The sequence below is a fragment of the Alcaligenes ammonioxydans genome, from assembly GCF_019343455.1.
GTDB lineage: Bacteria > Pseudomonadota > Gammaproteobacteria > Burkholderiales > Burkholderiaceae_B > Alcaligenes > Alcaligenes ammonioxydans.
Map to the genome: position 1 here is coordinate 1,134,986 of NZ_CP049362.1, position 26,597 is coordinate 1,161,582.

At 56.4% G+C, this 26,597-nt stretch carries 25 protein-coding genes and 2 tRNA genes; 17 read left to right on the plus strand and 10 right to left on the minus strand.

The annotated features are described in order from the left end of the window. Positions 1–5: 5 nt before the first annotated feature. From FE795_RS05125 to FE795_RS05150, 6 genes are all read right to left on the minus strand, one after another. Positions 6–1,436 carry a TerL gene (locus FE795_RS05125; protein WP_219235815.1) on the minus strand — a complete coding sequence of 477 codons (1,431 nt, stop codon included), beginning with the start codon at positions 1,434–1,436 and terminating at the stop codon, positions 6–8. After that, positions 1,433–1,924: a terminase small subunit gene (locus tag FE795_RS05130; protein WP_219235816.1), complete on the minus strand. Its 492-nt coding sequence runs from the start codon at positions 1,922–1,924 to the stop codon at positions 1,433–1,435. The genes FE795_RS05125 and FE795_RS05130 overlap by 4 nt, the downstream gene beginning before the upstream one ends. Then, positions 1,921–2,346 carry a hypothetical protein gene (locus FE795_RS05135; RefSeq protein ID WP_219235818.1) on the minus strand — a complete coding sequence of 142 codons (426 nt, stop codon included), beginning with the start codon at positions 2,344–2,346 and terminating at the stop codon, positions 1,921–1,923. The genes FE795_RS05130 and FE795_RS05135 overlap by 4 nt, the downstream gene beginning before the upstream one ends. Continuing rightward, positions 2,347–2,799, minus strand: a complete 453-nt coding sequence (locus tag FE795_RS05140; protein ID WP_219235819.1) for a RusA family crossover junction endodeoxyribonuclease — start codon at positions 2,797–2,799, stop codon at positions 2,347–2,349. A gap of 223 nt (positions 2,800–3,022) precedes the next feature. Continuing rightward, the gene (locus FE795_RS05145; RefSeq protein WP_219235820.1) at positions 3,023–4,102 is read right to left on the minus strand and encodes a YdaU family protein; all 1,080 of its coding nucleotides are present in this window, start codon (positions 4,100–4,102) and stop codon (positions 3,023–3,025) included. A 228-nt stretch (positions 4,103–4,330) separates the two neighbouring features. Continuing rightward, positions 4,331–4,627, minus strand: a complete 297-nt coding sequence (locus tag FE795_RS05150) for a DNA-binding protein (RefSeq protein ID WP_376913186.1) — start codon at positions 4,625–4,627, stop codon at positions 4,331–4,333. A gap of 192 nt (positions 4,628–4,819) precedes the next feature. On the opposite strand from FE795_RS05150, the gene FE795_RS05155 reads away from it, so the two are divergent. Next, positions 4,820–5,086: a hypothetical protein gene (locus tag FE795_RS05155; protein ID WP_219235822.1), complete on the plus strand. Its 267-nt coding sequence runs from the start codon at positions 4,820–4,822 to the stop codon at positions 5,084–5,086. A 71-nt stretch (positions 5,087–5,157) separates the two neighbouring features. Here FE795_RS05155 and FE795_RS05160 read toward each other — a convergent pair whose 3' ends face one another. Beyond that, positions 5,158–5,397, minus strand: coding sequence for a transcriptional regulator (locus FE795_RS05160; protein WP_219235823.1), 240 nt, complete (start codon positions 5,395–5,397; stop codon positions 5,158–5,160). Between the two features lie 85 nt (positions 5,398–5,482). Between FE795_RS05160 and FE795_RS05165 the strand changes: the two genes are divergently transcribed. The 7 genes from FE795_RS05165 to FE795_RS05195 all read left to right on the plus strand — a co-directional run bounded on the left by FE795_RS05165 (position 5,483) and on the right by FE795_RS05195 (position 12,362). Further along, the gene (locus FE795_RS05165; protein ID WP_219235824.1) at positions 5,483–6,193 is read left to right on the plus strand and encodes a S24 family peptidase; all 711 of its coding nucleotides are present in this window, start codon (positions 5,483–5,485) and stop codon (positions 6,191–6,193) included. Positions 6,194–7,197: 1,004 nt separating this feature from the next. Then, positions 7,198–7,422 carry an Acb2/Tad1 domain-containing protein gene (locus FE795_RS05170; RefSeq protein ID WP_219235826.1) on the plus strand — a complete coding sequence of 75 codons (225 nt, stop codon included), beginning with the start codon at positions 7,198–7,200 and terminating at the stop codon, positions 7,420–7,422. Positions 7,423–7,733: 311 nt separating this feature from the next. Then, entirely contained in the window at positions 7,734–8,027 is a 294-nt protein-coding gene (locus tag FE795_RS05175) for a hypothetical protein (RefSeq protein ID WP_219235828.1), read from the plus strand. Between the two features lie 13 nt (positions 8,028–8,040). Continuing rightward, on the plus strand, positions 8,041–8,856 hold the full coding sequence (locus FE795_RS05180) for a RecB family exonuclease (RefSeq protein WP_219235829.1): 816 nt from the start codon (positions 8,041–8,043) through the stop codon (positions 8,854–8,856). Between the two features lie 5 nt (positions 8,857–8,861). Next, entirely contained in the window at positions 8,862–9,872 is a 1,011-nt protein-coding gene (locus tag FE795_RS05185) for a hypothetical protein (protein ID WP_219235830.1), read from the plus strand. Positions 9,873–9,877: 5 nt separating this feature from the next. After that, on the plus strand, positions 9,878–10,564 hold the full coding sequence (locus FE795_RS05190) for a cell division protein FtsK (RefSeq protein ID WP_219235831.1): 687 nt from the start codon (positions 9,878–9,880) through the stop codon (positions 10,562–10,564). Next, a complete protein-coding gene (locus FE795_RS05195) occupies positions 10,545–12,362 on the plus strand; it encodes an AAA family ATPase (RefSeq protein ID WP_219235832.1) in 1,818 nt (605 codons plus the stop codon). Before FE795_RS05190 ends, FE795_RS05195 begins: the two co-directional genes overlap by 20 nt. Positions 12,363–12,441: 79 nt before the next feature. Here the strand turns inward: FE795_RS05195 and FE795_RS05200 are convergent, their stop codons facing one another. Next, complete coding sequence (locus FE795_RS05200; RefSeq protein WP_219235833.1) at positions 12,442–13,119, minus strand: hypothetical protein; 678 nt, start codon at positions 13,117–13,119, stop codon at positions 12,442–12,444. Positions 13,120–13,286: 167 nt separating this feature from the next. Between FE795_RS05200 and FE795_RS05205 the strand changes: the two genes are divergently transcribed. From FE795_RS05205 to FE795_RS05220, 4 genes are all read left to right on the plus strand, one after another. After that, a complete protein-coding gene (locus FE795_RS05205) occupies positions 13,287–14,945 on the plus strand; it encodes a DNA cytosine methyltransferase (protein WP_219235834.1) in 1,659 nt (552 codons plus the stop codon). Positions 14,946–15,020: 75 nt separating this feature from the next. Beyond that, complete coding sequence (locus FE795_RS05210) at positions 15,021–15,500, plus strand: hypothetical protein (RefSeq protein ID WP_219235835.1); 480 nt, start codon at positions 15,021–15,023, stop codon at positions 15,498–15,500. Next, positions 15,497–15,685, plus strand: coding sequence for a helix-turn-helix domain-containing protein (locus FE795_RS05215; RefSeq protein WP_219235836.1), 189 nt, complete (start codon positions 15,497–15,499; stop codon positions 15,683–15,685). The genes FE795_RS05210 and FE795_RS05215 overlap by 4 nt, the downstream gene beginning before the upstream one ends. A gap of 75 nt (positions 15,686–15,760) precedes the next feature. Then, positions 15,761–17,341, plus strand: coding sequence for a recombinase family protein (locus FE795_RS05220; protein ID WP_219235837.1), 1,581 nt, complete (start codon positions 15,761–15,763; stop codon positions 17,339–17,341). Here FE795_RS05220 and FE795_RS05225 read toward each other — a convergent pair. Both FE795_RS05225 and FE795_RS05230 read right to left on the minus strand, forming a co-directional pair. Next, positions 17,320–17,396, minus strand: a tRNA-Met gene (locus FE795_RS05225). The two genes, FE795_RS05220 and FE795_RS05225, sit on opposite strands and share 22 nt — an antisense overlap. An 815-nt stretch (positions 17,397–18,211) precedes the next feature. Then, positions 18,212–18,288: transfer RNA gene (locus tag FE795_RS05230), tRNA-Met, on the minus strand. A 72-nt stretch (positions 18,289–18,360) separates the two neighbouring features. Between FE795_RS05230 and scpB the strand changes: the two genes are divergently transcribed. The 5 genes from scpB to infB all read left to right on the plus strand — a co-directional run bounded on the left by scpB (position 18,361) and on the right by infB (position 26,594). Beyond that, a complete protein-coding gene (scpB, locus tag FE795_RS05235; protein WP_080584984.1) occupies positions 18,361–19,356 on the plus strand; it encodes an SMC-Scp complex subunit ScpB in 996 nt (331 codons plus the stop codon). Between the two features lie 2 nt (positions 19,357–19,358). Next, the gene (gene rluB, locus FE795_RS05240; RefSeq protein ID WP_131071403.1) at positions 19,359–21,176 is read left to right on the plus strand and encodes a 23S rRNA pseudouridine(2605) synthase RluB; all 1,818 of its coding nucleotides are present in this window, start codon (positions 19,359–19,361) and stop codon (positions 21,174–21,176) included. Positions 21,177–21,500: 324 nt separating this feature from the next. Then, positions 21,501–21,992 carry a ribosome maturation factor RimP gene (gene rimP / locus FE795_RS05245; protein ID WP_003802469.1) on the plus strand — a complete coding sequence of 164 codons (492 nt, stop codon included), beginning with the start codon at positions 21,501–21,503 and terminating at the stop codon, positions 21,990–21,992. Continuing rightward, entirely contained in the window at positions 21,989–23,473 is a 1,485-nt protein-coding gene (gene nusA, locus FE795_RS05250; RefSeq protein WP_003802468.1) for a transcription termination factor NusA, read from the plus strand. The genes rimP and nusA overlap by 4 nt, the downstream gene beginning before the upstream one ends. A 67-nt stretch (positions 23,474–23,540) precedes the next feature. After that, a complete protein-coding gene (gene infB / locus FE795_RS05255; RefSeq protein WP_003802467.1) occupies positions 23,541–26,594 on the plus strand; it encodes a translation initiation factor IF-2 in 3,054 nt (1,017 codons plus the stop codon). The last annotated feature ends 3 nt before the right edge of the window (positions 26,595–26,597 follow it).

The following is a 26,597-nucleotide window of genomic DNA, read 5'->3' on the forward strand; positions in this document are numbered from 1 at the left end:
GGCCATTAGTCCATCCTCGCAAACCGCTGTCTAGGTGCTGCTCCCGCAGGTCTCTTTATCCTAACGAGAGGACGATGCTCACCACCACCGACCAGCAGATATTGAGCAGCTTCCGCAACGTGGGAGTATTCATTTTTCAAGGGTTTGTCTGCAAACCGTTCACCGGACACAGCCAGGCGGCGGTAGCAGTAGCCCCCAGACAGTGCCTTACGCAATGACTTACAGTCAGGGTGCACCACGAGGCCGGGTTCACCGTCAATAATCCTTGTCAGGGCACCGTCAACAGCACCGCAGCGTAGCAGCGGATCGTTTGTTGGTGCCGGTACCGCAGGCAATCCCGCTGCTTTGAGGATCTGGAACGCTGTGCTTTCGTCGCTCTGGGCCCGGTTATCTCCAGAAGGGTCCCCCCAGAATCCGCCAATATGAAACCCTTGGTACTGCTGTGCCAGGTGTAGATGAATTTCATGGGCGAATTTCTCAGCCCCCATGTTGGTGGCCACCAGCTCAGTGCGAATACGCCAGCCCCCCATTTGTCTACGCTGGCCAAACACAGCGGCAGGAGTAAGACCGAAGTCCATGCCCACTAACAGCGGCTCGCGTGGATCCAGCTCAAATGCACGGCAGTGCATGGAATCTTGGTAGTCGGGGTGAATCGGACGGCCATCAACCACAAAGCCGTATTCATTGGCCAGGTTGACCTTGATCCAGTCCAGCTTCTTTCCCTGCATGCCGCGCTCGTAGTAGCCGGGCGGCAGGTTGTGTAGGTTCTCAGCGTTTGGATTGATGGCATAGGAGTCGCCTTGCTTGATAACGCCCCCAGGCTGTCGTAAGAACAACCAACCTTCTGGCTTTTCTTCCTCTGCCAAGCGGTAGTACCAATGGTCGCTATCCGGCGCGTTGGTATCTCCGAATATGCCGAACCATGTGGGGCGTACGTCTTTTGGAAAACGCCCCACGCGCAGGTCCAGCATGTCGATAATCGCCTTGGCCAGTTCCTTGACCTCGTTGACCCATGCAAATGTGAGCTGCAGCCCGCGTAGCTTGCGCTCATGCTCGGGCCGGTCCAGGGCAATGAATACCAACTCGGCTTCTACGCTGGTGCCGTCGTCCAGGTCGAACGAGAGATAGTGTGTTGGTGGTTCCAGACCGCCAGCTACCCAACGCCCCAAGTCTCCGAACATTTCCAGCCAATCCTTGGATGTAGTGCTGATCAGATCCGGGTAGGTGTTTCGCACTGCAGCGCCACGGGTACGCCTTACTCCATCAGCATCTGGCTCCTGTTCACACATGATGTCCATAGCCCGCCAGCAACTGGCGTTGGTCTTACCGCTACCTAGCGGTCCCATGATCATCGTACGAGGTGCACGGGAGGCGATGTATTGAGCCAAGGTCTCGCCTTGGGCGGCATAGTCGTAGTGGATCTCTGGCTGACTCATTTTGTGCCGTTTTCCTTCTTTCTCCCCGTCAGGTCGCGCCGGACAACACGAGGCCGCTGCAGGGTGAGTTTGTCATTGAACAGGCCAAGGTGACGCATGGCCATACCGCTGGCATTGAGTTTGTCTGCAAGCTTGAGAGTGAAGTTACCGGCCTTGTCCCATGACCACCCGACTACGCAACGTCGTAGCTCTTCCGGCAGTTTTTCGATGTCGCTCGGTTGATTAATTTCGTAGCGCCCAATTTCGCCAGCGTCATAGAACGTCATGGCCGCCAGCTCGCGCAACACATTGTCGGCGGTAATCTTTGTACGCTCAGAGCGTTGCTTCATGGCTTCCTGTAATGCAGCCTGGACATCAACATCTCTCAACAGGCGCTCACCTTGGGAGGCTGCTGTTCTTGCGCTGTATCCAGCTCGTATAGCGGCTTGTGTGGCGTTCAAGTCCTTGATGTATTCCTCGACAAATCGCCACTTCTTCGCGGTCATCATTCTTCAAATCCAGGCAAAGAGAGGTTACGGCCCGCATCGGCACGTCCAGCTGGTTTTTGCTTGGCCAGCATCTGGAGTAGGGCGGGCACTGTTATTCCGTAGGCTTGAGCGACGGCCGGCAGGTGCTCGGTAGGCATCAGTGCTGCTGGGCGTTGTCGTGGACGACGAGCTGTTGTTGCTCTGTGCATTTCGGCAGGACGACGCGGGGCCTTGTCGCGTGGCTGTCCTGTCCTTCGTTCCCATATTTTCAGCAGCATTTCTCCACGCCAGTGAGCAGGTGAGGCGCCAGCCAGGTACTGACGTACCATTGCTTCCCCAACGGCGTGGCCCATTTCTCGGGCGATCTCGTTCTGGCCCATCCCTGCTCGGCGCAGGTCCAGGATGATTTCAGACCAATCGAAATCGACCAGAACTCCCCGCATTTAACCCCCACGGTCCAAAGGTGTGATGATGGTTTGCACGCCTGGCATTGCCCCGTAGCGTTTGCGTACGTGCATGTCCACCACCTGGGTATCGTCGTTCCAGACAACACCGTTGATGGCATCGAAAACAGCTTTGACGACGTTGTCCGAATCGGGCTTGCCAATGGGCAGTACAGTGCCATCTAGGGCCTGGGCTTGTTTCCGTTTCGACCAGGACGCTGCGATAGGCAGCACAATCCGCATGGTGACTTCGACCGGGCCCGCGAGAAGGGGCTGTCCTGCCATCGCCTGTTGCGCAGCCAGGGCTACGGTCGATTCATAGGCGACGGTTTCTTTAGGCGTGTACAGCGTGATGTGCTTGCCGCGCTTTGCTGCTCGGGGACGGCCTTTCCCTCGTGGAGGGCCTGGAACGAAGAACGCCACACCGGCGCTTTGATCGGCATGAACTGTCATAGCCCTATCTCCAATCGAAATTTTTGACGCTGGGTTTCCAGCCAGTCCTGACGTGCTTGGACGGTCACACCATCGCTGGCCAGGAACGCCGAGCAATTTCGGCCTGCATCTGCTCCGTAAAACGTGTGGGGGCGCTGGACGCGCTGGCAGTGTCCGAACCCGTGTCGTGCCATGTGGCGAGCGTCACGCAGAGAAAAGTGGGTGCATTCCACGCATTGAACGGTCACAGCGATACCCCCCAGTCCACGCGCAGGGCAGATTTTTCTGCTTCGCTCAGTCCTGCCGCAGAAATCACCCTGGCTTTGAATGCCGGGGCCTGCTCCCCATCGTGCTGCGTGATTCCCAACTCTTCGCCTTTGGCAACGATTCCCGACCAGGAACATGGCCAGGGTTTTGCTGCCAGTCCGGACTTGGCCAGTGCGCTTTCAGAGCCGGAGGCCGCAAGCACTTTGGCCAGCATGGTGTCAACGAATCCGGCATTGACGGCAGAGTTGTCCCCGCTATTGATGCGGTCAGTCACGGCGAGGTCATAGGCGGCACGCAGTTGGGTTTCACTGATTCCCCGTTCTGCCCACGTGGCAAGTCGAGCATCGTTTGCAGCAGCTTTGCACACCTTCCCCCGCACCAGCTCCCAGCTACGCAGTAGCTCCGCAAAGCGGGCTTGTTGTGTCGTTTGATCGGAAGCAGGCAAATCCGGCGGCAGCGCGATGTCGTCCTCGCGCACGTGTGTATGTGCGTGCGTATGCGGGGGAGGTGCTGCCGCTGCTGTTTCTTTATTTATTGGTTCTTGGTTATTGGGATTGGTTATTGGGATAGCCGTTGCAGGGGGTGTGACAGAGACGTTGCAGTCACCGCCTGTCACGCGTGACTGGTACCGTGACAGGAGCGTTTCAAGGTCGGCTGTTTTGGTGTCCCAGGCAGGCACCACATCATGCTCACGTAACGCTGCAAACAACTCTTTGCGACGCTGTCGGTGACGTCTTTGGCGTTCTTTTTCGTTTTCCTTGCGAGCCTCGTCATCGTCACTCTTGTCTTGGTATGACTCAATCTCTTCATCACAGCGCGTGTGGCGAAAGCCTTCCGGCGTGGCCGTAAAGTATTCGTCCAGAATGATGTCGATTGCTTTACGCTCAGCGGTGGCACTAGCACGGGCGAGCCTGTACACCTGTCGCTTATCAGAAGGCAGTGGCTTCTCATGCAGGTAATAGAGGTCGATCAGACGACGGTAGGCCCCGTCCTCAATCATCGAGAGATGCGCTGTGTCTTTGAGGTAATCGCCAATATGGTGCGGATAATAATTCATGGCAGGAAACCCTTGCTGGTTCCAACTTCCTTTCCATAGGCAAACTGCCGCCGCAGCTCATGGAACCTTGCAGCGGCTGCGCTATTGCAATCCAATTCCCGACGGGAGCTAACTCTACAGCGGGTACGGATGTGCATAGCGGCGTCCTCGGCGCTGGTAACGCCCAGGTAAGCCTGGAATCGTGGGTTCTGGCAGAGAATGGCGGAAGCAGTGGAGATCTTCATGGGGTCACCGTGTGGAGCAGTCGCCCAGCCCTTCGCGTGCACACCAACATTTCACGCCGGTACCGGCCAGCTCAGTAATTGCTTCAAGATAGCGACGGGTCACCGGGCGCAGACTCAGAGCAGATACAGCTGCATCCAGTTTGTCGATGGTGATTCCGGTATGCCCGGACAAGAAGCGGCTGGCCTGGCTGTCGTCCCAGCCTAGAGCCTCACGCACTTTATGACGCTCGTCTGGGTCGGTCAGGGCCTCACGAAAAGCACGCTCCATGCTTGGGCGACGTATTGCTGTTTGAACATTCATTGCTATACAACCTTCAACAAAAAGACCTGAATGTCATTGCAGGTCGAGTGCCGCACACTGGCGGTATGGAAAAAATCTCAAATATCAGTCGGGCCAATCGGGATCTTGTTGTCCTGGTTGGGAAGGGTGCCCGGCTCCTTTTCGGTAGACTGGTGGCTCTGACCCCTACCAACTGCCAAAAAGGAGCGTTTTATGGGCATGGAAAAGAAAAAGTGGCAAGTAACCAAAGTCCGGCATTTGATGACCAGAAGCGGCCAGATGCTTGGCCACTGCAATTCAGATATGGTTTTCATCGAGGGTGCCCCTTTCGTCGTTTTGGAGTGGGGCGACTATCCAGATGGAGAGTCTGTTCCGCTGGTAACCGTGCAGTTGGATCCAAAACAGCTAGATCGCCTGGATTGGGACGAAGCGGAGTACATGTATCAGTCGCCGATAGAGGATCCAGTACGCCACAACTGATAAATGGAGCATCAAGGGCTGGGTTGCCTACCGGCCCCAAGAAAACGGTTCCTGATCGGCGCTGTTGTGACTCAGCCATCAGCCTCCTCCTTCTCAGCCAGCTCGGGCCAGATGTGTTGCCAGTCGTCAGGGCGTAGGTCGCGGCGAGTTACTGCGCCATTGGTGGCGCGTTCAATTGCGGCGCATCGTTCCACCGGAACTGGGCGCATACCATTCGCCCAGTGATAGACCGATACCGGCGGCACCCCTATTGCACGAGCAATACGAGACTGCGATCCGCGTTCGAGTTGGGTGTATTGATATAGATTCATGATTTCATATTAGCGTTTCGCTAATAGTAAGTCAATCGCGTTTCGCGTATATAAAGTCTTAGCGTTTTGCTATCAAATTAAACACATGAAAGACATTGATGAAATCCGACGCGTCAACCTCCGTCGCCTTGAAGAAGAGTCTGGGAGCCCTTCTGCTGCCGCACGTCTGCTTGGCATGTCACCGGCTCAATTCATGAACCTGAGAGATGGGGCAAAGGATTCCAGGACAGGAAAAAGACGTGGCATGCGCAAAGAGACTGCGCGCCGGATTGAGGAAAACTCCGGTAAACCCTTCGGATGGCTTGATATTGACCATGAGGCCGACGGAGATGCAATGGGGGTTAGCTCCCTAACAGAATCCACATCAGGATCCGTTACCATCAGCCAATACCAGACAGGAGGGCGAATGGGTGCGGCAGGGATAGAATTACGTGACCAGCCCGGAGTAATAGAAAGCTGGCGCGTCAGCCGAGAATGGCTAGAAAAAAACGTGAAGGGCTACTCACGCGTAGATAGCCTTTGCATTGTGACTGGCTTCGGGGATTCAATGCGCCCGATGTTCAACTCTGGCGATCCACTTATATTGGACTCCAGCATCAAGACCGTGGAATTTGACGCCGTCTACTTTTTCCGTGTAGGTACTGAAGGATTTATTAAGCGCCTGCAACGAGTTCCGGGGAAAGGATTGCTGGCCATCTCAGAGAATCCAGCCTATAGGGACTGGGTGATAGATCAAAGCATGGACTTTGAAGTGTTTGGGCGTGTCCTAAAGGTTTGGCGCAGTGAAGACTTCTAGCACTTACATCTTCCTGAGGGCTAAGCTGCTCTTCAGTAAAATAGTGCCCGGCATCAATCAGAGACTTAATTCCCCAGTAAAAAGAGTGGGTGGGTTGCTACTTTTTGTAGGGTTAATACTGTTATTTATTGGCCTGATACAAATCCTTGGCTACCTAGGTAGATCAGCGTCCCTCTTCAATTTCTTAGAGTATTGGTTTCGTGCGGTCACCTTTGACAAGTATGTGACCCGCAGGGCCCCTCTTGTAAGCACTGGGACATATCTAACCCTCGGAGGGCTGTTGCTCTCGTTTGCGTACGACAAAACCTTGGGGCGCATTTTGACCTGGATTGTTAATGGAAGATAACCCCCTCCAATCATCTCGCAGCACGACTTACCCCTTGCTGTAAAGAAAATAAGATCAGCATTGTCACCGCCTCACGGCGGTTTTTTTTCGTCTAGCGCAAACTTGATTAGCGTTTCGCTATTGACTTTCAAGTTAGCGTTACGCTAACATTCATTCCAACGCTTCACCAACCGCAGAACACCTTTAGGCAAAGCCACGGTAAGTAACGGTCCATAGAGCGCCAGCAGCAAAGGCTGCGCCCGCTACGGCGGAGGCTCTTTAAAAATCAGCAGTGTGGTCCACACCAGTCCTACGGATTGGTGAATAACGGCACACGAAAGACGCTGCGCACTGCCGTGAGGTGTAGGTGCGCCTGGTGAACAGAGGGAGACGCGCTGCGTATGCCCTGGCAAAAAGATGGCAGAAAAAACCGGATAGATACATTCCCACGATTGGTGTGAGACGCCTACAGGCGTGGGGTCCGGCGCTCCCCTGATGTAGTTGGTAGGGGACGGTAAGGAAACCGTACCGCAGTACTTACGGAACCGAGCAGCTTTCCCGGTCCAACCGGGAAACGCCGTGCAAGTCGGCAGCCTGCGCCAGCCATCGCGGTATCTTGGCGGCGCAGGGCGTATCTAAAACCGTCCTGTGGTAGGTCGGTTTTTCATGCGAGAGGTATATGGACAATCAACATAAACACATCAAGGGCTATCGAGATTTGTCGGAGTCCGAGATTGCAGCAATGAACGAAGGCAAGGAACTGGCCGAGAAGGTCGGTGCTTGGATAGAAAAGCTGCAGGCTGATAGCTCTTTGGATCAGCGTGCTGTGGCCTTGGGAAAAACCAACCTGCAGCAAGGCTTCATGTGGGCTATTCGCGGTATTGCCCAGCCCACTACTTTTTAAATAAAGCTGACTCCCGACCAGGCGGGCCGCTTCGGCGGATCTCCTCAGGCTCGCGGCGGGCCACCTGGTAAAGCCGAAGCGGCACTGATACTGATCAGCTCCCTCTGCCAGATGAGGGCCTTCCAGCCGCAGCATTCCCATTCCCCTCACTTTTTCGATATCAGTACCGCCCATGCCTGGGCGGCGGGAGTGCTGCGCCTGGAGGGTTTTGAAGAACTCCGGAAAACACCAACACCGCGCCGGTGCGCAACGGCCGTGACGGTGTGGCCTGCAAGCTTTTCCCCTCCTGTTCTTTCTATTAGGAGCGTTACATGCAAGTTCATTCACCTAACTTTCTGCTGGCGCGTCGTCGTCGGCAATTGCGTGACGCGGCGATTACTGACTCTCCTGCAATCGCCCGTCGCACCTATGGCGCCAAACGGCCCAAAGTAGTCATTGGCCGTCAGTGGCGTGGTGGTGCCATCCAGATCCAGCCTGCAGTATTTCTGCCCGCCCCGGCTGAGCGCTGGAGCTCGCTTCGCAAAGCAGCACGGTTTGCTGCTTGCGCATTCATTCCTGTTGTTGCCACTGTCGGCGGCTGGTTGTCGGCCGGCGGCTCGTTCTGATTCGAGAACCCCTATGCAAAACATCACTATCCGGGCCAGCTCGCTGAGCGACTTGTTTGACTGCCCGCAGCGCTGGTACGCCCGCAACATCCTCAAAATGTGGATGCCAACCAATTTCAAGGCTCGTCTGGGTACGGCCATCCATGCAGGTGCTGCGGCATTCGACCAGGCGCGGCTGGATGGAGCGCCTATCACTGCTGACGATGCTGCTGGCGTCTTGGTGGATACGCTCTACCGCAAAACTGACGAAAGCGGTGAAGACGAGCAGGTGGAATGGGAAGGTGAAGATCCCAGCCGTTACGAGCAAATCGGGTTGGCTCTGCACACCACCTACTGCAATGGCCTGGCACTGGAGCAGGACTATGTGGCGGTGGAGCTTCGCTGCGAAAACCTGCATTTTCAGGATCTGGGCCTGACGCTTACCGGTACCACGGACCGTGTCTATCGTGACGCCGACGGCAAGCTGGGCATTGCGGACATTAAGTCTGGCGGTACCGCAGTCGCTGCTGATGGCACGGTCAATACAGGCGGGCATAAAGCACAGCTGGGGGTTTACACCGTGCTTGCTGAATATGCCATCGGCCATCCGCTTGACGCCCAGGCCAAGATCATCGGCATGCAAACCGGCAAAACACCAAAGGCCCAGCGCGTAGCCGAAGGGTATATCGACGGCGTCCGCCAAGCCTTGGTGGGCGATGACGATGATCCCGGCCTGTTGGAGCATGCCTCCAATCTTCTTCATGCGGGCAAGTTTTACGGAAATCCCCGCTCCATGCTGTGTAGCGAGAAATTCTGCCCAGCATTCGCAACCTGCAAATTCCGAGGATAAATCCCATGGCAACACAACAATCAGCCTCCACCAGCTTGGCTCAGGCTCGTCAAGGCGCTCAAGCAGCGCCACCAGTCGTTGCAGGTTTCTTTGACCTGCAGGGATTTGAGTTGATGCAGCGCACGGCTAAAGCTTTTGCATCCTCCAGCTTGGTCCCGCAGCAATATCAAGGGAATCTGGCTAACTGCATGATCGCCATGGATATGGCTCAACGTATCGGCGCGAACCCGCTGATGGTCATGCAGAACCTCTATATCGTGCATGGCAACCCCGGCTGGTCCAGCAAGTTCTTGATTGCCACCATCAACGTGTGTGGCCGGTACAGTTCCTTGCGCTACGAGTGGAAAGGAAAGCCTGGGAGTGATGATTTCGGCTGCCGTGCTTGGGCGATTGAGAAAGCAACGGACGAGCGCCTGGATGGAATCTGGGTTACTTGGGAAATGGTGAAAGCCGAAGGCTGGCACAGCAAGAAAGGCTCCAAGTGGGCAACGATGCCCGATCAGATGTTTGTGTATCGGGCGGCAGCATTCTGGCAACGTGCCTATGCCCCGGAATTGGGTATGGGTCTAAGCACTGCAGAGGAATTGGCAGATGTGATCGACGCCAAGACGGGGTTGGACGGCTCCATTCAGGTGGATGTGGATGCGTTACGCGCTCAGGGCGAAACACAACAAGCCGCGAAAGCGGGCGATGCCCCTAACGAGAACGTCACAGACGTTGAACTGACCGAAGCCAAGGGTCAGAAGGCTCAGGAAGATAACTCGCAGCCGCCAGCGCAGGACTATCTGGATGCTGAAAAGGTGTTGGCCAACATTCAAGGCTCCAAGGATCACGAAATTCTTAGTCTGGCAGCCGACAACATTCAAGACTGCCATCCGGACGAGCAAGAACGTCTGAGCGCCGCATACCGCCAACGCCTGGACGAGCTGGACGGCGTTGTTCACGTGACAGCGGATCAACCAACCCAAGCCCCCGAACAAACTCGCACCCGCCGGGCTGCAGCTGATATGGAGTAACCCCGATGACAACAGAGAGCAATATTTTGGAAATGACGGCTGACAGTGTTGGCCGAGATCTGCTGCAGGCCCTGGTGACAGAGTTGAAGCTACTGCCAAAACCGTGGGTAGCTCTGACGAAGGCCAAGCAGGACGATGTGATCGACCGCTTGCGTTCCCGTGTTGAATACCAGATCAATATGGCGGTCCACGTGCTGGCCAGCGATGGCCGTACCACTATCGCTGCTGACCTGGAGCAAGTCACTGCCAAGGATGGGATTAAAGCGCAGTTCAAGATTAGCCAGGCCAGCCAAGGCCGTCATGACTTGTTCGATAGTGTGGGACGAGCTTGCTTGATTGTTCTCGCCAATGCCGAAGATCACACCGGTGGCATGAGCGAAATTCAGGGTGAGCATGATCAGCGTGCCATGGATCTGGGGCGTGAGTACACAGACGACGATGGTGACGGCATGCCTGATAGCAATGTGGTGGATGCTGAAATCCGTGAAGTCCCTGCGATTGAACAGCAGCCTTTGCAGGCCGATCTGAATCAAGCATATCTGGATGGCCGTATTGCAGCCGAGGAGGGCAGAGCACAGGCTGATTGCCCTGTAATGGCAGGTCCTCTGTGCATCCAGTGGGTCAAGGGCTGGAAGGATTGGCATGCGGAACAACGAGAGCCGGAGGCAAGTGATGAAGATCAGCAAGATTGATGTCCAGGGCCTGCTGGGAGCTCAGCAGGTTACCTTGTCCCTGACCAGCCCCGTGGTGCTGGTCGCTGGAGACAATGCAGCAGGGAAGTCCAGCGTGCGTGAAGCTGTACGGGCAGCGTTCCTCGGTATGCCTGAGCGCGTTCTGAAAAAGAAAGACCTTGGCCAGCTTGTGCATGAAGGGATGGCGGCGGGGGCGATTACCGTAGAGTTTGATTCTGGTACCGCTCAGTTCACCGCCCCCGGTGGTGACCAGGAGGTGCAGCATGATTTCAAGCAGCGGCAATGGGAGCAGATCAGTGCCGCGCTACCTTATTGCATGGATCCTGCATTGTTTGCGGCCAGTGCATCTGATGATCGCCGCAAACTGCTGTTCGGAATTACGGGGGCATCCAGCTCCCGTGAGGAGGTTCAAGCTTTGCTCCAGCAGCGGAATCTGGACCAGGACGTTATCAATGCGGTCATGCCCATGTTGCGTTCCGGTTTCCCCGCTGCGGCTAAGTTTGCCGAGGAGCGTTGCCGAGATGCCAAAGCATCCTGGAAGGTAACCACAGGCGAAACTTACGGCCATGTGAAGGCTCAGGCTTGGCAGGCCCAGTTGCCTGCTGATGTAGATTTAATCGGTCTGCAAGACCTTGAATCCAAGCGCTCGGCCGTTTCCGGCAAGATTGATTCAACTCGCACTCGTTTGGGCGCGGCAGAGCAGAAGCTAAAAGCTTGGTTGGCCTATCAAGAGAGCCGTCAGAATGATCAGGCTATTTTTGATCGCCTACCTAGCTTGGAAAAGAAGCTGGCTTTTGATGAAGCAGAGCTTGAAAAGTGGAAGGCGGAGCTTGAGCGTCTATCCGGCAAAGACGGTGCGAGGAACCGCAAGGGGCTGGTGCATGAATTGGCTCTTGCTTTGTTTGATGCGCTTGAGTTCATTGACGCGAACGGTGGGCAGTTCGAGGGTAAGGATAAAGCGGACGCGCTTCTGTACACATATCAAAGTGAACACGGAGCATTGCTTGCGTCGGAGCCTACGGAGCCAGAGGATCAGCAGAAACTGCCGCAGGCCATTAAAGCCCATGGCTTGATGGTGACCAGTGTGGCAGCTGACAAGCGGGCTATTGAGGTGGCTAAAGCCGCAGGCTCACGCTTGGAAAGCCTAGCGACGGTGGAGCAGGGCAGTGAACGTGAAGTTGAGGCTGTGCAAGCTGAGCTGGCCGGGCTTCAGCAGGAGTTTGCCGCGATCAATGATCAGCTGAAAGCTTTGACCGCAGCGAAAGATGCTCGGGAAGGTGCTGAGCGAAAAACTCAGCAGGCACAATCCCATCACCAGTTGGCACAGCAATGGCAGGCCGCTATTGATGCGCTGTCGCCTGACGGTATCCCGGCCGAGATCCTGGCAAAAGCCATCGGGCCAGTCAATGAGCAGCTTCAACAGGTGTCTGAAACATTCGACTGGCCATGTGTCTACATTGACGAGGACATGATGGTAAGCGCGGGTGGCCGGGCGTACGTGTTGCTGTCCGAGTCTGAGCGTTGGCGTACCAACACCATCCTTGCTCTGGTGCTGGCCAATCTGTCCGGTGCTCGCTTTGTGACTCTGGATCAGGTGGATGTTCTCAGCTTGTCTGGGCGTTCAGAGCTGATTGATGGGATGGACCATCTTGCGGAAGCCAGCTATCTGGACACTGCCCTCCTATTTGGCACATTCAAGAAACTGCCGAATTTCGCCCAGTTCCCGCAATGCAGCGGGCACTGGCTTGAAAACGGTCAGGTAATCGCCGAAGCCGAGGCGCTACGCGCTCTCGCGTAGCCGCCTATTCCAATAGACTAAATGGTGCCGCCCGGTCAATAACCAAGGTGGTGGTAATACTCGCCACCTTTTCAATTAATCAATCCCCACCCGCTTGCTTATCCGGCGATGACCGATGCCTAAATCGCCATAACTCGCCATTTACCGAATTCCAGTTATTTTTATATATCCCATATGACTCCCTCGCTTTGCCACTTAACTTCTCTAATTTCATACGCAAAGAATTTGCTTCATCTTTTATCAAACAAGCAGCCACGGCATCTGATTTTCTCAAAACATCTAACGCCTGATATTGCATTGAACGCAATTCAAAAGAAAAAGCCATAAATCTCTCTGGCATAAGCTCTGGAGAAAACTTGCTCGTCGATAGAATCAATCCTCGAATTCGTTCAGCATCTATCAAATAATCAGCCCCTTCAGAACTTTTTCTTATTTTCTTACAGACTGATCTTAGGGTTCTTAAGGTTTCAAATATCGCGATCAGCAATGCATACATTTCCCTAAGCCTAAACTCAGTCCCCTCTCGCCTCGCTATCTCTCGATCTATTTTTCTTTGTTTATATGGAAGATAAATAGCAATACCAATTGCCCCAATAGAACCGACCGCCTGAACCCAAGCAGCTACCTCAGTCGCACTCTCGACAGGATACGTTCGAAACAACCATATAAATAGGCGCATACACTCAAAGGAAACCGCCGCCACCAGCATAAAGACCATAGCGTTTCCCAGCCATAACGATCGTATACCTTTATTCACCCCATGACCTCCAAACAATTTCTGTTACCGATAGCCTGGGAGATCATAGTCGATCCTCTGTGGCTAAAACATAGGATGCCTCCCCTATGAAGCATCGCGACTACAGCAACACCCCATAACCCCGCTTGATTTACTCAATCGGGGTTTTTCTTTTCTAGGATCAACCCATGACCACCAAGCAGTTTTTGTTGCCCATCGCCTCGGAGATCACGGTCGATCTTTTCGCTGGCGGTGGTGGCGCTTCCACCGGCCTGGAACAAGCCCTGGGGCGGCACGTTGATATTGCCGTCAACCACGACCCAGAGGCCATTGCCCTGCACACCATCAACCATCCTCAGACTGAGCACTATGTCAGTGATGTGTTTGAGATCAATCCACACGTTGCTACACGCGGTCGGCCAGTCGGGCTGCTGTGGGCCAGCCCAGACTGCAAGCACTTCAGCAAGGCCAAAGGCGGTAAGCCGGTATCCAAACACATCCGTGGCCTGGCCTGGGTCGTCGTCAAATGGGCCAAAGCCGTGCGCCCCCGCGTAATCATTCTTGAGAACGTGGAGGAGTTTCAGACCTGGGGGCCGTTGACTGATGAGGGCATGCCCTGCCCTGAGCGTAAGGGAGAGACGTTTCAGCTATGGAAAGAGCAGCTTCGCGCCCTTGGGTACCGCCTGGAATACAAGGAGCTGCGGGCCTGCGATTACGGCGCTCCCACCATCCGCAAGCGGTTCTTTATGGTTGCTCGGTGCGATCGCCTGCCTATCGTGTGGCCGCAGCAAACTCACTTTGCCAAACCAGCCAAGGGCCAACAAGCCTGGCGCCCTGCATCGGACATTATTGACTGGTCCATCCCCTGCCCATCTATATTCGAACGCAAGCGCCCCTTGGCTGATGCGACATGCCGGCGCATTGCAAAGGGTGTGATGCGTTATGTAGTGGAAGCTACCAATCCATTTATCGTCAGTATTGCGAACTGGTCTGGCGAAAGCATGCGCTCCACGGAAGATCCTCTTTCCACTGTCACAGCCAATCCCAAAGGTGGCCATCATGCTGTGGTCGTGCCTACCCTGATCCAAACTGGCTACGGGGAACGGCCAGGGCAAGCGCCGCGTGTTCCAGGCTTGGAAAAGCCGCTGGGCACCATCGTCGCCTCGCAGAAGCATGCCGTTGTGGCCGCATTCTTGGCCAAGCACTACACCGGCGTGGTGGGCAGCGACCTGCAGGACCCTATTGGCACAGTTACTAGCGTGGATCACCACAGCCTGATTACCGCTCACATCACAAAGTTCCGGGTCGGAAGTGTGGGCACATCACTGGATGAACCACTGCACACGGTTACGGCCGGTGGCACACCCAAACGCGCCTCTACGGGTAACACCATGGGCTTGGTGACCAGCCACCTAGTGAAGCTGCGAAACAACCAGTTCGGCCAGAGCCATGGTGAACCCATGCCGACGCTGACAGCGGGTGGCGGGCATGTGGGTGAAGTTCGCTCGTTCCTGGTGAAGTACTACGGGAATGAGCAGGACGGAGTGAGCTTGCGAGAGCCTCTGCACACAATCCCCACCCGTGACCGCTTCGGGCTGGTGACTGTCCATGGCATCGATTATCAGATCGTGGACATTGGCCTGCGCATGCTGACACCTCGCGAGCTTTACCGAGCCCAGGGCTTTCCTGACTCGTACATCATCGACCGCAAATCTGACGGCAGCCCACTCACCAAAACGGCTCAGGTTCGCATGTGCGGTAACAGCGTCTGCCCGCCGTTGGCCCATGCCTTGGTCCAGGCCAACTACTCCGATCAGCAGATCTCCCCTCGGGAGAAAGTCGCATGACACAAAGCACCTACAGCAATATCCATAACCCCATTTGTTTTACTCAACTGGGGTTTTCTTTTTTTGGACAGCCCCATGAACCGTGAACAACGACGCCAAGCTGAACGCATGCAGGCCAGACATAGGGCCACGAGACGGGTTCAGCGTCTTTTGCCAATACCCATGATCGTCAAAGCTGCAACTGTGTTGGGGCCTCTGGAAGAGATTCTCGACCAGTTGGAGATGCACGGCACTGTCCATGTGGATGAACGTGGCCGCCCAATTTTCCTGGCACCGCTTGAGAATGAGTGGTTTGCCATGGTGCCAGCGCTGCAGGGCATGGTCGATTTGTTTGAGATGTGGGCGATCCGGCATAACCGGGCCATCGATATGAGTGCGCTGACCCAGTTGGCCAACAAGCTGCACTACAGCATGCCCATTACAGAGTCCGACATCAGTAGCGTTAGGGCTCTGCTTCCCGGAATGCGGAGGGTCGCTGGTCTTCTTCCGCATGACGAAGCTCGTGATCTGGTTTTGCAAACACAAATTAAAGAATGCCTGGAGGCCACACCATGACCGCGATTCAGCATATGGCCGCGCAGCTAGCGCGTCTGCAACGCACGCCAGACCGTAAGACTCGCGTGCTGCAGCTGTCTGCCTCTGGGTTCAGCCAGCGACAGATAGCGTTGGAGGTTGGCGTTTCCAGATCCACGGTATTCAACATCATGAAAGCCAATCACAAGGGGGTAGCCCATGAATAAGCCATTGAAACCAGCGCACCGAGCCCTCGTACACTGGCTTGCCCACCAACTTGTTCAAGAGGAACAGAACAGCAAATGGAAATCACAGCAGCCTTCTATGGCCGTTTCTCTACCGACCGCCAACGTGAGACGAGTATTGCCGACCAGGAGCGTGTCTGCGATGTACGCGCCACCGCAATAGGCTTCCGGATCGTGGTCCGACACACCGATGAAGGTGTGTCCGGTTCCACGCCGGTGGCCGCTCGCCCAGGTGGAAAGCAACTGCTGGCAGACGCATTGGCTGGGCGGTTTGAGGTTCTTCTTGTTGAAGGGCTGGACCGTTTGTCGCGGGATATGGTGGAGCAGGAGCGTGTCATTCGCCGATTGGAGCACCGGGGAATCCGTATCGTAGGCGTTCTGGACGGCTACGACTCGGACTCGTCGGCCCGCAAGCTGCATCGCGGTATGCGCGGCTTGATTAATGAGGTCTATCTTGACGATTTGCGAGCAAAGACACATCGAGGCCTAGCTGGCCAAGTCAGTCGTGGTATGCATGCTGGTGGCCTAAGCTTTGGTTACCGGACTGTTCCCGTTGAGGGTGGTAATCGGCTGGAAGTGAACCAAGAGCAAGCTGGTTGGGTACGTTGGATTTTTGAGAAGTACGCCAATCATGGATGGTCTGTCCAACGGATCGCCCACGAGCTGAACCGGCTCAAGGTTCCGGCGTTGCGCGGCGGTACCTGGTCGGTATCTGTTGTATATGGGCATCCACAGCGTGGGTCCGGGATTCTTAACAACACTCTATATATAGGGAAGTACATTTGGAACCGCTCACAATGGATGAAGGATCCTGACACGGGAAAACGTGTCCGTATCGATCGTCCAGTTGAGGAGTGGATTACTCAGGATCTTCCAGAGCTACAGATCGTGTCTGACGAGGCGTGGGAGCGGGCAAAGGAGCGCATGACAAGAACACGTGCGCAGGGTGGGCCTGGCCGGGCACCTATTACGCGCACCTTAATGAGTGGTGTTTTGAAGTGTGGCGTTTGTGGTGGCCCTATCATCGCCTGGAACAAGGTGATGTACGGCTGCTCGATTCGGAAGGACCGGGGCAGGGCAGTCTGTACAGGTGTGAGTGTAAACCGAGACAAGGTGGATGATCTGGTGCTGGGGATTGTGCGTGACGAGATCCTTACTCCGGAAGCAATTGACGAGCTGGAGCAAGAGGTGCGGCGGCTGATGTCTGTCCAGCGGCGCGAGTCAGTGCAAGCACAGGCGGACGCGCAGCGGAAGATCGAAGCCAGTCAGGCAGAGATAGATCGTTTGATCGATGCTATTGCCCAGGTCGGGATATCTCCGGCGCTGGCCAGTCGTCTGCAGGCTGCTGAGTCAGAGTTGGCAGTTCTACAGGCACCATCGCAGGAACGGAAACAGCCCGAACTCAAAATGCGCAGCATGGCGAACATAGTCGCCCGGTATCGCACGATGCTGGAAAACCTGGACGAGATTCTGGCCACAGATCTTGATCGTGCAAAGGAGCTTTTAAGGGAGATACTGGGACAGCCAGTAATAGAAAAGGATGCCGAGGGCCACGTTTGGGTAACCCTGGATAAAGAAAAAGCCTCAATGCTTTCGCATGAGGCTGATTCTACGTTTGGTTGCGGGGGCAGGATTTGAACCTACGACCTTCGGGTTATGAGCCCGACGAGCTACCATGCTGCTCCACCCCGCGTCAGAGAAGTAACTATAACATAGTTTTTGATTATGTACATAGCATGGCGTGTTTATTTCATTTTTATGCCTGAGGCGCCCTGCACGGGGAGGTGTGGATAAAAGGGTCTTTCAATTTTCTTGCGTCTTGCCGGTCGCAATGGTGTAATACATAGTGTGCTTACAGGTTCAGTCGGTCTGGCATTTCTAAAAGCTCAAACGCGCAAGCGGCTTCCTGTATAGCGACCAGCTCTTGATAGCTGGCATCTGGCTGTAATGGCAGTCGGCTCCCCTACTAGGCGGGATGTACCGGCAAAACGAATTTCTCTGTTTCTGGCTTTGTTTCAGGTGTAGGCAATCGATAAGCCTTGTGGTGCTTGCTAGGTGTAGCGCTGCAGGTGTTTGATTGTGCCGACCTGAATTGTGCCCCGATCAGTTATTGCCCCAAACGTTGTTGTGCTGTTTTCGCGGTCCTGAATGTGGATCGCCAATTCAAATCCAGTCCGATAGGGCTTGCGGACGTACTCATCATCAGCATGTGTGCTTACACAAAATTGTTTATCGCTTGTAATGCGGCCGTGTCGGGTTTGAACCGGGGGCGTGTATGGGCGCGCGCGTCTTTAGCGGTATCCGCCTGTTTGGCAGCGATGGCGGTTGGTGGGACACGGCTGGCAAGCATGACAGTTCGCCTGCGTGTTGCAACAGGGATCGCGCCTGCTGCTTTGTGCCAGCGCGCGCAGGCTGCGGTGCATCACAAGGCGGACCCAAACGGCGGGCAACAAAAAAGCCAGCACAAATTGGCTGGCTTGATTGATTCTGCTAAGCAGTTCCGGGTGATGGTTGCGGGGGCAGGATTTGAACCTACGACCTTCGGGTTATGAGCCCGACGAGCTACCATGCTGCTCCACCCCGCGCCGGAAAAAATAGATATTAACATGGAATTTTTGCTTTATGCAAGTATCGCCAGAAAGTGAGGCTTCCCAGCAGTGACCGAAAGTGAAATAATCCGAGTCCTGGAGACGGCTTTGCTGTGTGCGCAGCAGCCCATGAACAGCGCCGAGTTGCGCAAGATGTTCGTCTCCCCGCCGCTGAGCGCAGATGATCTGCGTCGTTATCTGGCCATCTTGCAATTGGATTGGAAGGAGCGTGGCCTGGAACTGGTTCAGGTTGCCTCGGGTTGGCGCTTTCAAAGTCGCCCGGCCATGCAAGTGTTTTTGTCCCGCCTGAGTCTGGAGCGCGCGCCCAAGTATTCGCGGGCCGTGCTGGAAACCTTGGCGATCATTGCTTGGCGGCAACCCGTTACCCGCGGCGATATCGAGGATATACGTGGCGTTAGCGTATCGACTCAGATTGTGCGGACGCTGGAAGATCGGGGTTGGATTGAAGTGCTGGGCTATCGTGATGCGCCCGGTCGCCCTGCATTGCTGGGCACGACCCGTCAGTTTCTGAATGATTTGGGTTTGCGCTCTTTGGATGAGTTGCCCTCGGTTGAGACCTTGGATTCTCTGGATGCATTGGCCTCCTTGCCCAATGGTCAGCCGTTGGTGTCGGCTGACCCGCCACAGGAGCAGGGGGCGGATCAAGAGCAGAGCCAGCCCCTGGGTCCTCAGCAAGAGGCGGATCTTCGGGACCAAAGTCAGGAACAAGTGGCAGGGCAGGCGCCCGCACCCGCTGGGGTGCAGCCGGCTGGCTCCCAGGCAGAGCAGGGCATAGAACAAGAAGCAGAGCAGAGCGCTGCTTTGGAAGAGGGTACGGAGCCGCTACAGGTCTGTGCTGCTCAGCTTGAGCTGGAATCCGAACCGGGTTCCGAGTCAGGCAATCAGGACAATTGGCTTGGGGTGGCCTCAGAAGCGGGGTCGCCACAAACGGAACAAGCTGAAGTGAATATGACACCGGACTCCTTGGATGAGGCCCAGGCTGCGGCTGGCCTATCGGATACACAGGTACCGGACGAAATAAAAAACTCTGGAGTAAATGATTAAAAATGACTGATTCGCACGAGACGAACACAGCCTCCACGTCGGATACCGCTGGCGCGGCCGACCCCAAGAATCCCCGCGCGAAAGGCCAGGGGCGCAAATTGCGTACTCCGTTTCGTCGCCGTCGTGGTGACGCGACCCAAGAGTCTGCTCCACGCCAGAATGACGAGGCTCAGACGAGCGCTGCCGGTGAGGTCAAGGCGCGTCCGGCCCGCCCACAAAACAATCGCCGCAAACCTGCGCCTGTTGGCCGTCGTCAGGACGCGCGCGGCGGCCCCGGCAAGCGTTCTGGCACTGCCCAGCCGGCCCGTTACTCGAACCCGGCTGATGATGCGCCAGTCGTGATTCTGGACGGTGATGATGACATCGCATTCAGTCATCTGGACAAGCAAAATCGCCTCTCGCAGCGTCTGGGCAAGTACATGGGCAGCGAGCTGGTGCAACCAAAATTGCACAAAGTGCTGGCTGAAGCCGGTATTGGCTCACGCCGCGACATGGAGGAGTTGATCGTTGCGGGACGGGTTTCGGTAAACGGCGAGCCCGCTCATATCGGGCAGCGCGTGAGTGCAGATGACAAAGTGCGTATCAACGGTCAGTTGATCAATCGTGCCAATACCAAGCGCCCTCCGCGTGTGATTCTCTATCACAAGCCAGCGGGTGAAATTGTGACGCATGATGACCCCGAAGGCCGTGCCACGGTGTTCGGTCGCCTGCCTTCGCTGAAAGTGGGTAAGTGGCTGTCGGTCGGTCGTCTGGACTTGAACACGGAAGGTTTGCTGATCTTCACCACGTCCGGTGATATTGCCAACCGCATGATGCATCCTCGCTACGGCGCCGAGCGTGAGTATGCTGTCCGGGTCTTGGGTGAGCTGAGCGAAGAGCAGATGCAGTCCATGCGTGATGGTGTTCAGCTTGAGGATGGTTTGGCCAAGTTTGGCATGATCGAGTTTCTGGGTGGCGAGGGCAGCAATCGCTGGTATCGCGTCACCATTCACGAAGGGCGCAACCGCGAGGTGCGTCGCATGTTTGAAGCCATGGGCGTGACGGTGAGTCGTTTGATTCGGACCCGTTTCGGTGACGTGAGTCTGCCCAAGAGCCTGCGTCGCGGTCGCTGGGAAGAGCTGGATGCGGACGTTGTGATGGCATTCATGTTGCGCCTGGGTCTGATGAAAGAGGTGGATGAAGATGGCTCGCATCAGCGTCGTGAGCGTCAGCCGCTGTCGCATGACAGCGCTTTGCCCCCTGGTTTCGGTACGCTGGAACACAATGGGCTGAGCGGTGCGCGGATTGGGCGTGGCGGTCGACTGGCCAGCGGGCGTGGTCGTTCTTCCAACAATGTGCGCGTTAACGAGTCCGTCAGCGGTGCGCTGTTTATCAGTGGTGGTCTGGCTAACGGCCATCCTGATGGTGGGCGTCGTGAGCAAGGCGGCCGTGAGCGTACCGGAAACGGACGGGGTGCGCCCCGCGCCACCCAAGGTGGTCGCGGTCCGCAGCGTGGTCGTACGACAGAAGGACGTTCCCTGGAAGGTCGTGCCCCGGACAATCGTTCACAAGAGGGGGCGCGCGCTCATGCTGGCCGCCGTCCGGCGCGTGGCGAGCTGCCTCGCGGTGAATCTGCTCGTGGCGGTCATGCCCGCGGCGCACAGGAGGGGCGGGCGCCTTCGGCTCGTCGCGGCACTTCGGAACGTGCTGCTGCCGGGCAAACAGCCAAGGTTCATGTGAAGAAAACAACAGTCGTGCGCCGTGTCAGCCGTCGTGATGATGACTGGCAACCGGCCGGCTCGGCTGCTCACGAGTCCCACTTGGGGCGCGGGCGCCGGTAAAGCCGGATCTCGCGGTCCTTGAGTTTGTGGCCCGAACCCTGCGGTTTGGGCCTGTAAGGCCGTGTGAATGCACGTATTTTCCGGTTTTCTGGTAGAATATGGAACTTGGCTCAGAGACATTTGTGTCGGCTGGGTCTTTTTTGATGCTGCGCGCCAGCGAATAGGGCGGCCTTTCAAGGCAAAGGCCGCATAAATCATCCGGTTCGGTTGCGCCTGCAACCATTCCGAGTTTGACGTTGGCAATGCGCAAGACCAGGGCCCGCTTGACCCTCAAGTGAGCATGGTTACCATGGGCTGGCGTACAGCCCATTTTTTTTGGATTTTATGGCAGACATTCTAGCTTTGGCACAAGAGACCCTAGCGGGTACTGAGTACGAACTGGTGGACGTTGAGCGTGCGCCGCTTGGCTTGTTACGCATCGTCATCGATCACCCTGAAGGGGTACGTATCGAGCACTGTGAATGGGTGTCTAAACAATTATCGCGCGTTTTCGAAGTGGAAAACGTGGACTACAAACGCATGGAAGTGACCTCTCCGGGGGTGGATCGTCCCCTGTTGCGGATTGGCGATTACGTGCGTTTTGCCGGCAGTCGGGTGCAGGTGCGCCTGCACGAGGCTATCGACAATCGGAAAGTGTTTGTGGGTACGCTCCACGCTCCCGAAGGGGCGCTACCGGCTAGTGTTCCGCTGGATACCGTTTTTAGGCTGGAACTGGACGAAGCATCGGGCAAGCTGACGCAGGTCGAATTCACCTATGACCAGGTGGATCGTGCCAAATTGGATCCCGTTCTTGATTTCAAGGGTAAGAAGCGATGAGTCGCGAAATTCTATTGCTGGTCGATGCGCTGGCGCGTGAAAAATCTGTAGCGCGTGAAGTCGTGTTCACCGCGCTTGAAAGCGCTTTGGCCTCGGCCATGAAAAAGCGCTTCAAAGAAGATGTTGATATCCGAGTGGAAATCGACAGGGAAACCGGCGCCCATGAAGGGTTCCGGCGCTGGCTGGTCGTGCCCGACGAGGCTGGCCTGCAAGAGCCCGACAAGCAGGAAATGCTGTCGGATGCCCAGGAAATCGACCCCGATCTGCAAGTGGACGATTACATCGAAGAGCCGCTCGAGCCTATCGAGTTTGGTCGTATCGGTGCCCAGGCGGCCAAACAGGCCATCTTGCAAAAAATCCGTGACGCCGAGCGCGAACAGGTCCTGAACGACTTTCTGGAGCGTGGTGAAACCATTGTCTCTGGCACGGTCAAACGTATGGACAAGGGCGACGCCATTATTGAAATGGGCAAGATCGAGGCGCGTTTGCCTCGCTCGGAAATGATCCCCAAGGAAAATATCCGTGTGGGCGATCGAGTTCGAGCCTGGGTGCAGAAAGTGGATTACGCCGCGCGTGGCCAACAGGTCATCTTGTCGCGTACCGCTCCTGAATTTATCAAGGAACTGTTCGAGAACGAGGTTCCCGAGATCGAACAGGGTCTGCTGGAGATCAAAGCAGCTGCCCGTGATGCGGGTGTGCGCGCCAAGATTGCCGTGATTGCTTACGACAAGCGTATCGATCCTATCGGTACGTGTGTGGGGATGCGTGGTTCGCGGGTGACCGCCGTGCGCAATGAGCTGGGCGGCGAGCAGGTCGATATCGTGTTGTGGGCGGATGATCCGGCCGAGTTTGTGATCGGCGCTCTGGCTCCGGCACACGTCGAGTCCATTCTGGTTGACGAAGACAAGCACGCCATGGACGTGGTGGTCGATGAGGAAAACCTGCCCAAGGCCATTGGTTCGCGAGGTCAGAACGTGCGTCTGGCATCGGAGCTGACCGGCTGGCAGATCAACATCATGACACCGGAAGAAAGTCGCAACCGTCAGGACGAAGAGCGCGAGGAACTGCGTGCCACCTTCATGTCCCGTCTGGATGTGGACGAAGCTGTGGCCGATATTCTGATCGACGAAGGATTTACTGGTCTGGAAGAAATCGCTTATGTGCCGTTGCAGGAGTTGCAGGAAATCGAAGCCTTTGACGAGGAAACCGTCAACGAGCTGCGTGCCCGCGCCCGTAATGCACTGCTGAGCGAGGCCATTGCCAAGGAAGAGCTGGTACAGACCGCGGTCAAGGAGCTGGCAGGAGTCGAGGGCATGACGCCCGAGCTGATCGCTGTCCTGGCCGAAAACGAGATTACAACGCTGGATGAACTGGCGGAACTGGCAACGGACGAATTGTCCGAGATGACCGGCCTGGCGCAAGATGCGGCCAGCGAGCTGATCATGCGTGCCCGTGCCCACTGGTTTGACGACGAGGCCTGATATGTCTAGCTAGGTCCCGCGCGTTGTATTCATTAAGAATAGTTGTAGTAAAGCAAGAGAGAGTCGAATGTCGAGTAACACTGTCGCCCAGTTCGCTCAAGAACTGAAAATGCCTGCGAATGTTCTGCTGGAGCAGTTGCGTAGCGCAGGTATTGAGCTCAAATCAGTGGATGATGCCATCACTGATTCGGATAAGGCGAAGCTGCTTGAATCGTTGCGCCGCTCGCACGGCAGTCAGGAAGGCAACAAGATCACCCTGACTCGCCGTCAAACATCGGAGATCCGTCAGGATGACGGGTCGGGTCGCTCCCGCACCATTCAAGTGGAAACACGCAAAAAACGTGTGTTTGTAAAGCGTGATCCGTCCGAGCTGGTGGCAGAGGCCAATGCGGCATTGGCGCAGGAAAATGCGAAAGAGCAGGCCGCCCAGGTGGCCAGTCAGGAAAAACCGGCTGTTCAAGCGGCGCCTGCCGCTCCTGCCAGTCAGCCTGCTGCGCCTGTCGCTGCGGCCCCCGAAGCGCCTGTGAAGGAGCCCGCCGCGCCTGTCGAGTCCAAGCCAGAGCCCAAGCCTGAGCCTGAACCCGAAGTGCGCACCGCGCCTGAACCGACCCCTGTTGCTGAGCCCGCGCCTGAACCGGCTGCTCCTGTGGAGCCCGTTGCGGCTGCCCCGGAAAGTCCAACCCAACCCGAGCCCAAGCCTCAGGAACCCGCGCCTGCCGCCAAGGCAACCGCCCCGGCGGCGGCCACCCCTGTTCAGCAAAAGACTGAATCGGCTCCCTCTCCTACGGCACAAGAAAAGCCGGTGGAACCTACTAAATCTGTAAACGACGCCCGTCAAGCTAACTCTGTGAATAAAACTCAGCACCCTCAAGGGACTAAAACGCCCACATCGACTGCAAAACCACGGGATGTGGCTGCCACCAGCCCGCGCCGTGCCGCGCGTGGCCCGGTGATTCCTCCTGTTGCCGCCGATGTGGAGCAAGACCAGGATCGTGATCGCGCCCGTAAGGCCGCAGAGGCAGAAGCCGCTGCTTTGCGCGATATGTTGAATCGTCCTCGTAAGGTCTTGCGCGCACCCGAGCCGGAAGCTGACACCAAGACAGCGGCCAAGGGCGCTCAAAAGAAAGACGTTAAAGGTTCCAAGGTCGAAAAAGTCCCGGGTAAACCCGTCAAGACGGACAGCACGCCAGGCTGGACCAGCGATGCCAGCCGCAAGAAGCAGCCTTCCAAGGCGGATGTGGCGTCGGCCGGTGCCGGTGGTGGTCGCGAAGGCTGGAAAGCCAATGCCAAGGCCGGTCGAGGCAAAGGTGGCCGTGGTGGCCGCAACGCTCAGGCCGAGCGTCGCGAACCACAAGTGGCAGAATTCATTGCCCGTGAAGTGCACGTGCCTGAAACCATTTCGGTCAGCGATCTGGCTCACCGTATGGCGGTGAAAGCTGCCGAGGTGATCAAACACCTGATGAAGCTCGGTCAGATGGTCACCATCAACCAGGTGCTGGATCAGGAAACGGCCATGATTCTGGTCGAAGAGCTGGGTCACAAGGCCATTGCTGCCAAGCTGGACGATCCAGAAGCCTTCCTGGTTGATACGGACGCGCAAAACGATGCTGAACTCAAGCCCCGTGCGCCTGTCGTAACGGTGATGGGTCACGTTGACCACGGTAAGACATCGTTGCTGGACTACATCCGTCGCGCCAAGATTGCCTCGGGCGAAGCCGGTGGTATTACGCAGCACATTGGTGCCTACAACGTCAAGACAGCACGTGGTACAGCCACATTCCTGGATACTCCCGGTCACGAGGCCTTTACAGCCATGCGTGCCCGCGGTACTAAAGCCACTGACGTGGTGATTCTGGTGGTGGCCGCCGATGACGGCGTGATGCCTCAGACGCGTGAAGCGATTCACCATGCTCGCGCCGCCGGCGTGCCGCTGGTGGTGGCGATCAACAAGATCGACAAGCCCGAAGCCAACCCAGAGCGCGTCAAGCAAGAGCTGGTGGCCGAGGAAGTGGTGCCCGAAGAATACGGTGGCGATGTGCCCTTTATTCCTGTGTCGGCCAAAACCGGCCAGGGTATCGACGAATTGCTGGAAAACGTGCTGCTGCAAGCTGAAATGCTGGAGCTCAAGGCACCCGTTGACGCTCCTGCCAAGGGAACGGTTATTGAAGCGCGCCTGGACAAGGGTCGCGGTCCTGTCGCCACCATTCTGGTGCAAAGCGGCACCCTGAACCGTGGCGACAGCGTGCTGGTTGGCGCGTCTTTCGGTCGCGTACGTGCCATGCTGAATGAAACGGGCAAATCGCTGACGTCGGCTGGTCCTTCGATTCCGGTGGAAATTCAAGGTTTGACCGAAGTGCCTGCCGCTGGTGATGAACTGGTGGTGATGGCTGACGAGCGCAAAGCCCGTGAGATCGCTCTGTTCCGCCAAGGCAAGTTCCGTGATGTGAAACTGTCGCGTCAACAGGCCGCCAAGCTGGAGTCCATGTTCGACAACCTGGGCGAGGGCATGCAGACCCTGTCGCTGATCATCAAGACCGACGTACAGGGCTCGCAAGAGGCGCTGGTGCAGTCGCTGGTCAAGCTCTCTACCGACGAAGTGCGTGTGGTGGTAGTACACGCTGCCGTGGGTGGCATCTCCGAGAGCGACGTCAACCTGGCGATTGCCTCCAACGCGGTGGTGATCGGCTTTAACGTCCGTGCCGAGCAAAGCGCCAAGAAGCTGGCCGAAGCCAACGGCATTGATCTGCGTTACTACAACATCATTTACGATGCGGTCGACGAGGTCAAAGCAGCCCTGTCTGGCATGCTGGCTCCTGAGCAGCGTGAAGAAATCATCGGCATGGTTGAAATCCGCGAAGTCTACAACGTGTCACGTATTGGTAACATCGCCGGGTGTATGGTTACCGAAGGCGTGGTACGTCGTGATTCGCAGGTTCGCCTGCTGCGCAACAACGTTGTGCATTGGACCGGCTACCTGGACTCCCTGCGCCGCTTCAAGGACGATGCCAAGGAAGTACGTTCCGGCTTCGATTGCGGTATTACGCTGCGCGGCAACAACGACATCCAAGTGGGCGACCAGCTTGAGATCTTCGAGATCAAAGAGATCGCCCGGACACTGTAATTT

What these genes read in the sequence shown, in the direction of transcription:
- FE795_RS05165 (WP_219235824.1), top strand. Translation starts at nt 5,483, where the DNA reads ATGAAAGACATTGATGAAATCCGACGCGTCAACCTCCGTCGCCTTGAA.
- rluB (WP_131071403.1), top strand. Translation starts at nt 19,359, where the DNA reads ATGACTGATTCGCACGAGACGAACACAGCCTCCACGTCGGATACCGCT.
- FE795_RS05125 (WP_219235815.1), bottom strand. Translation starts at nt 1,436, where the DNA reads ATGAGTCAGCCAGAGATCCACTACGACTATGCCGCCCAAGGCGAGACC.
- FE795_RS05175 (WP_219235828.1), top strand. Translation starts at nt 7,734, where the DNA reads ATGCAAGTTCATTCACCTAACTTTCTGCTGGCGCGTCGTCGTCGGCAA.
- FE795_RS05150 (WP_376913186.1), bottom strand. Translation starts at nt 4,627, where the DNA reads ATGAATGTTCAAACAGCAATACGTCGCCCAAGCATGGAGCGTGCTTTT.
- infB (WP_003802467.1), top strand. Translation starts at nt 23,541, where the DNA reads ATGTCGAGTAACACTGTCGCCCAGTTCGCTCAAGAACTGAAAATGCCT.
- rimP (WP_003802469.1), top strand. Translation starts at nt 21,501, where the DNA reads ATGGCAGACATTCTAGCTTTGGCACAAGAGACCCTAGCGGGTACTGAG.
- FE795_RS05140 (WP_219235819.1), bottom strand. Translation starts at nt 2,799, where the DNA reads ATGACAGTTCATGCCGATCAAAGCGCCGGTGTGGCGTTCTTCGTTCCA.
- FE795_RS05160 (WP_219235823.1), bottom strand. Translation starts at nt 5,397, where the DNA reads ATGAATCTATATCAATACACCCAACTCGAACGCGGATCGCAGTCTCGT.
- nusA (WP_003802468.1), top strand. Translation starts at nt 21,989, where the DNA reads ATGAGTCGCGAAATTCTATTGCTGGTCGATGCGCTGGCGCGTGAAAAA.
- FE795_RS05205 (WP_219235834.1), top strand. Translation starts at nt 13,287, where the DNA reads ATGACCACCAAGCAGTTTTTGTTGCCCATCGCCTCGGAGATCACGGTC.
- FE795_RS05195 (WP_219235832.1), top strand. Translation starts at nt 10,545, where the DNA reads ATGAAGATCAGCAAGATTGATGTCCAGGGCCTGCTGGGAGCTCAGCAG.
- FE795_RS05215 (WP_219235836.1), top strand. Translation starts at nt 15,497, where the DNA reads ATGACCGCGATTCAGCATATGGCCGCGCAGCTAGCGCGTCTGCAACGC.
- FE795_RS05180 (WP_219235829.1), top strand. Translation starts at nt 8,041, where the DNA reads ATGCAAAACATCACTATCCGGGCCAGCTCGCTGAGCGACTTGTTTGAC.
- FE795_RS05220 (WP_219235837.1), top strand. Translation starts at nt 15,761, where the DNA reads ATGGAAATCACAGCAGCCTTCTATGGCCGTTTCTCTACCGACCGCCAA.
- FE795_RS05135 (WP_219235818.1), bottom strand. Translation starts at nt 2,346, where the DNA reads ATGCGGGGAGTTCTGGTCGATTTCGATTGGTCTGAAATCATCCTGGAC.
- FE795_RS05185 (WP_219235830.1), top strand. Translation starts at nt 8,862, where the DNA reads ATGGCAACACAACAATCAGCCTCCACCAGCTTGGCTCAGGCTCGTCAA.
- FE795_RS05170 (WP_219235826.1), top strand. Translation starts at nt 7,198, where the DNA reads ATGGACAATCAACATAAACACATCAAGGGCTATCGAGATTTGTCGGAG.
- FE795_RS05190 (WP_219235831.1), top strand. Translation starts at nt 9,878, where the DNA reads ATGACAACAGAGAGCAATATTTTGGAAATGACGGCTGACAGTGTTGGC.
- FE795_RS05155 (WP_219235822.1), top strand. Translation starts at nt 4,820, where the DNA reads ATGGGCATGGAAAAGAAAAAGTGGCAAGTAACCAAAGTCCGGCATTTG.
- FE795_RS05130 (WP_219235816.1), bottom strand. Translation starts at nt 1,924, where the DNA reads ATGATGACCGCGAAGAAGTGGCGATTTGTCGAGGAATACATCAAGGAC.
- FE795_RS05210 (WP_219235835.1), top strand. Translation starts at nt 15,021, where the DNA reads ATGAACCGTGAACAACGACGCCAAGCTGAACGCATGCAGGCCAGACAT.
- FE795_RS05145 (WP_219235820.1), bottom strand. Translation starts at nt 4,102, where the DNA reads ATGAATTATTATCCGCACCATATTGGCGATTACCTCAAAGACACAGCG.